The sequence below is a fragment of the Mesorhizobium sp. STM 4661 genome (genome assembly GCF_000359125.1).
Lineage (GTDB): Bacteria > Pseudomonadota > Alphaproteobacteria > Rhizobiales > Rhizobiaceae > Mesorhizobium.
Genome location: NZ_CAAF010000013.1, coordinates 1 through 4,539 on the forward strand (window position 1 = coordinate 1; position 4,539 = coordinate 4,539).

4 protein-coding genes are annotated in these 4,539 nt (G+C 64.0%); 3 read left to right on the forward strand and 1 reads right to left on the reverse strand.

What is annotated here, in order from left to right:
* Positions 1-105 precede the first annotated feature (105 nt).
* Entirely contained in the window at positions 106-1,056 is a 951-nt protein-coding gene (locus MESS4_RS03800; protein ID WP_006326825.1) for a MurR/RpiR family transcriptional regulator, read from the reverse strand.
* Positions 1,057-1,396: 340 nt separating this feature from the next.
* Between MESS4_RS03800 and MESS4_RS03805 the strand changes: the two genes are divergently transcribed.
* The 3 genes from MESS4_RS03805 to MESS4_RS03815 all read left to right on the forward strand — a co-directional run bounded on the left by MESS4_RS03805 (position 1,397) and on the right by MESS4_RS03815 (position 4,321).
* On the forward strand, positions 1,397-2,224 hold the full coding sequence (locus MESS4_RS03805) for an ABC transporter ATP-binding protein (RefSeq protein WP_006326826.1): 828 nt from the start codon (positions 1,397-1,399) through the stop codon (positions 2,222-2,224).
* A complete protein-coding gene (locus tag MESS4_RS03810; protein ID WP_006326827.1) occupies positions 2,221-3,081 on the forward strand; it encodes an ABC transporter permease in 861 nt (286 codons plus the stop codon). The genes MESS4_RS03805 and MESS4_RS03810 overlap by 4 nt, the downstream gene beginning before the upstream one ends.
* Positions 3,082-3,154: 73 nt before the next feature.
* A complete protein-coding gene (locus tag MESS4_RS03815; RefSeq protein ID WP_006326828.1) occupies positions 3,155-4,321 on the forward strand; it encodes an ABC transporter substrate-binding protein in 1,167 nt (388 codons plus the stop codon).
* Positions 4,322-4,539: the final 218 nt, after the last annotated feature.

Here is a 4,539-nt window from a genome sequence, read left to right on the forward strand (position 1 = left end):
TGTTCCAGAGGACACCAACGTCTCACTCCGTCCAACACCCCTCAACCGTCTTGTCGCTGCGCGCCAATCCACCTTCTCCCACAAGGGGAGAAGGCAAGCCGCGCCTCAATCCCCGAGCGGCTCCATTTCCTTGCCTGTCCTGTGGATCTGGGCATTGTATTTGATGCGGCGGACCGTTTCGCGGGCCGAGCCGTCGAGCTTGTAGGCGGAAGCGACCGCCATCAGGTCGATCGCGGCCAGGAAGGCGAAGCGCGACGCCGTCGGCTTCAGCGTGTCGGGATATTCGGGCACCGCCACCGTCAGCCTGACGTCGCAGGCGCGGGCGAGGTCGGTGTCGGGCGCCGTCACGCCGATCGCGTTGGCGCGGTAATGCTTGGCGAGTTCGACCGCCTCGATCACTTCGCGCGTGCGCCCCGTCGCCGAGATGGCGATCACCAGATCGCCGGGCTTCAAGGTCGAGGCGGTCATGCGCATCAGATAGGGGTCGCATTGGGCGCTGACGGTGATGCCATAGCGGAACAGCCGATACTGCGTTTCCTGCGCCAGCGCCGACGAGCTGCCGCCGAGACCGAACACGGTGACCTGGCGCGCCTTGGCAATGAGTTCGGCCGCCTTGACCAGCTGCGCCGGATCGAGCTGCCGCTCGGCTTCCTGCAGCGCCTGGCGCGCCTCGCCGAACACGGCATTCCAGAACGGCATGCCGTTGTCGGCGCTCGCGGGCGGCGGCTTGCTCAGGTAGAGCGCGCCGACGACGAGGCTCTGCGCCAGCTTCAGCTTGAAGTCGCGCACGCCGTCACAGCCGATGGCGCGGCAGAACCGGGTCACGGTCGGTTCGCTGACGCCGGCGCGCTGGGCGAGCGCGGCGTTGGAAGCATCGACCGCGTATCTGACGTCGTCGAGCACGACATCGGCGACGCGCCGCTCCGCCGGGCGCAGCTCGGCATAGGAATCCTTTATCAGCGAGATGATGTCGGGGATGCGCCTGACATGATCGCGTCCATCGGCGTCGCGCCCGCCGGGATCATCGTTGGAGGTCCGCCCATCAGCTTCAGTCATCGAGCCTTCCCTTGCCGTTCGTGGAGCTGGAATCCCTACCATGTCCGCATGCCGTCATCACGTCTGCAACGCGGGTGCGAATGCTGCGCTTGTCTCGCGTTGCCCGCATGGCCTGGCGCCACAACAGCCTGCGGATCGCTGGGGCTGTCTTTTTGAAGTATGTAGGAAAGCAACATTCTTTTCAAGCGACAGAAAACTACATGAAAACAACGTAGTACTTTGCGATTATGCAAACCGACGCGTCACGCCGCCGCTCTTCGCTTGACAGCAAAGTAGGATAGTTACAGACTGATTTTGGCGCGACGACCCACTGGCTCGTCGCGCAATCTCCGAGGGGCGCATGAACGCGGGCAGTGCAACCACCCCGAAGCTTGGCGTGCAGGCCGCGACCAAGGTCTATCACACGGCTTCCGGCGACCTTCTGGCGCTGGACCGCTGCAGCCTCGACGTCCATGCCAATGAGATCGTCTCGATCGTCGGTCCGTCCGGCTGCGGCAAGACAACGCTTTTGTGGTCGATGTCCGGGCTGCACCGGCTGACCAGCGGCGGGGTGCGGCTCGACGGCAAGGAGATCACCGGCCCGCATCCCGATATCGGCATCGTCTTCCAGGAAGCCAACCTGCTGCCTTGGCGCAATCTCGACGCCAACATCCATTTTCCCTTCGAGATCAAGGGCGAGAAGCCGGACCGCGCCTGGATCGCGCATCTCATCAACCGCGTCGGGCTCGACGGCTTCGGCGGCACGTTTCCGCGCGAGCTGTCGGGCGGCATGCAGCAGCGCGCGGCGATCGTGCGGGCGCTGGCGCTGAAACCGTCCGTGCTTCTGATGGACGAGCCGTTCGGCGCGCTCGACAGTTTCACCCGCGAGGAGATGAACCGGCTCGTCGAGGAGATCTGGCTCGACACCAAGACCACCATCGTCTTCATCACCCACAGTATCGAGGAGGCGATCTTCCTCTCCGACCGGGTGGTGGTGCTGAGCGCGCGGCCTGGGCGCGTCGCCAAGGAGTATCGCGTGCCGTTCGCGCGCCCGCGCTCGCTGGAGATCATGGCGACGAAAGAGGTCTTCGACCTCACCAACAAGATCAAGATGGACATTGTCGGGGAGCGCACCCGGCCAAAGGCGCCGGATCGGCCCACCGCCGAAATCGTGAGGATCAGGCCGTGAGCGGAGGCGACGCCATCCCGGAATTCTCGAAGGCCAAGACGGGCGCCAAGGCCGGTGACGGCCACGACGTCAGCCTGACCAATCTTTCGGCCTTCGCCAGCGGCCCCGGCATCAAGTCGGGCAAGGAGGTGGCGGCCATCCTCGCCGTTGCCGTGGTCATTATCGGCGGCATCGAGCTGGCGCTGCGCCTGTTCCATGTGCCGCTCTACATCATGCCGCCGCCAAGCTCGATCGCCTACGCGCTGTTCGACGAATTCCCGCTGATCGCCCCGCATCTCGGCTACACGCTGGTCGAGCTTATATCGGGCTTCACCATCGGCGCGGTCATCGGCCTGGTGCTGGCCGCCGTCATCACGCAGTTTCCTTTCGCCGAGAAGATCGTCGCGCCCTACATACTGCTGCTGGTCACCACGCCGATGCTGGCGCTGGTGCCGCTTTTGATCCTGCGCTTCGGCTTCGGCTACACGCCGCGCATCATCGCGGTGGCGCTGGCCGCCGGGCCGATGGTGATGATCAATGCCGCCACCGGATTTCGCCGCGTCGACAGCGCCAAGATCGCGCTGGCGCGTTCCTACGGCGCCAGCACCTTGCAGATCTTCTGGAAGATCCGGGCGCCGATGGCGCTGCCGATGATCCTGGTCGGGCTGATGATCGGCGCGATCTTCGGGCTGTTGACCGCGGTCGGCGCCGAAATGGTCGGCGGCGGCTTCGGTCTCGGCAACCGGCTGACCACCTATTCGTCGATGATCCAGATGCCGCAATTCTTCGCGGTGGTGCTGATCCTGTCGACCCTCGGCATCCTCATCTATGTGCTGTTCTTCCTGATCGGCAAGAAATGGGCGAGCTGGGAGGCGTGAGAAACTGACAGTGATGGCGTCCCGGAGGCGGGCGCAAGGCAAGCAGCCATCAATCAACAAAAAGGGGAATGCCATGACCAAAGAAAGTTCAATCAGCCATAGCGCGGGGATCAACCGCCGCACTTTCCTGCAGGTCACCGGCGCCGGCCTGGTGACGGCGACCGCTCTGGGCGCCTCGGGTTTGAGGGCGCGGGCCGAGGCGTACGGAAAGTTCACCTGGATATCGCCGCGCGGCACGCTTGAAGTGCTGGACGACTATCCCTATTGGGCGGCCAAGAAGGCCGGCTATTTCGGCGACCTCGACACCGACATGCAGCCGGGTCCGTCGGACGGCACCGCGACGGTGAAGTTCGTCGATGTCGGCCAGGCCGACATGGGCTTTCCCTCGCCAGGCGTGTTCTCCTTCGCCATCCAGAACGGCATGAAGCTCAAATCCGTGTTCCACATGGGCGCTCGCGACACATTCAGTATCGCCTTCCGCAAGGGCGAGGGGACGAACGACCTGAAGACGCTCGAGGGCAAGACCATTCTGCTCGGCTCCGCCGCCTGGCAGTCGATCACCGACCCGCTGCTCGCGGCGCAAGGCGTCGACATCAAGAAAGTGAAATATGTCGAAGCCGGCTGGCCGACCTGGGGCACCGCACTTGCCGGCGGCCAGGGCGATGCGGCCTTGTCCTGGGAAGGGTTGCGCGCCGAATGGATCGCCACAGGCCTCGACTTCGAATACTGGCTCGGCGTGCAGAATTCGAAGCTGCCGGCGAACACCTTTGTCGTGCGGGCAGCCGATCTCGAGGACCCCGACCGCAAGGCGTTTCTGGAGAAATATCTGCGCGGCTGGGCGATGGGTCTCGAATTTGGCTACCAGAATCCACGCGCCGCCGTCGAAGCGGTGTTCGAGCAGTTTCCGACGCTGGCCAAGAATCTCGGGCCGGAGCTCGGCACCACCTCGATCCTGCAGCAGATCAATGTCTTCCGCGGCGACATGGACAAGCGCGGCGGCTGGGGCTCGCACGACATGGCGAGCTGGCAGGGCTTCTTCGACGAGATCCACAAGATCGGCCAGATCACCAATCCGGTGAAGGCCGAGGACGTCTGCACCAACGATCTGATCGGCCCGGCCAATGATTTCGACAAGGCCAAGGTCAAGGCCGATGCCGATGGCTACAAGCTGTCGGAAGGCTTTGCCGCGCTCGACGTCGAGAAGATCAAGGCGCATCTGTTCGACTCGGCGGTCAAGTAGGACGCCGGCAAACGATCGATGGGCGATATTTTCAGACAAATATTCGCACTCAACTCGTGTTGGATTGAAAGACGGGTTCGGGGCGCCAGCATTGCGGCTCGCGCGGCTCTCCCTTCTCCCCTTGTGGGAGAAGGTGGCCGAGCGAAGCTCGGTCGGATGAGGGGTGTTCCAGCTTGGCACCAACAGCGATCCGGCCAGCACCCTCAACCGTCTCGGCG

Bases quoted from the DNA above. Each gene is read 5' to 3' on its own strand.
- MESS4_RS03815 (WP_006326828.1), top strand. From the start codon at position 3,155: ATGACCAAAGAAAGTTCAATCAGCCATAGCGCGGGGATCAACCGCCGC.
- MESS4_RS03800 (WP_006326825.1), bottom strand. From the start codon at position 1,056: ATGACTGAAGCTGATGGGCGGACCTCCAACGATGATCCCGGCGGGCGC.
- MESS4_RS03805 (WP_006326826.1), top strand. From the start codon at position 1,397: ATGAACGCGGGCAGTGCAACCACCCCGAAGCTTGGCGTGCAGGCCGCG.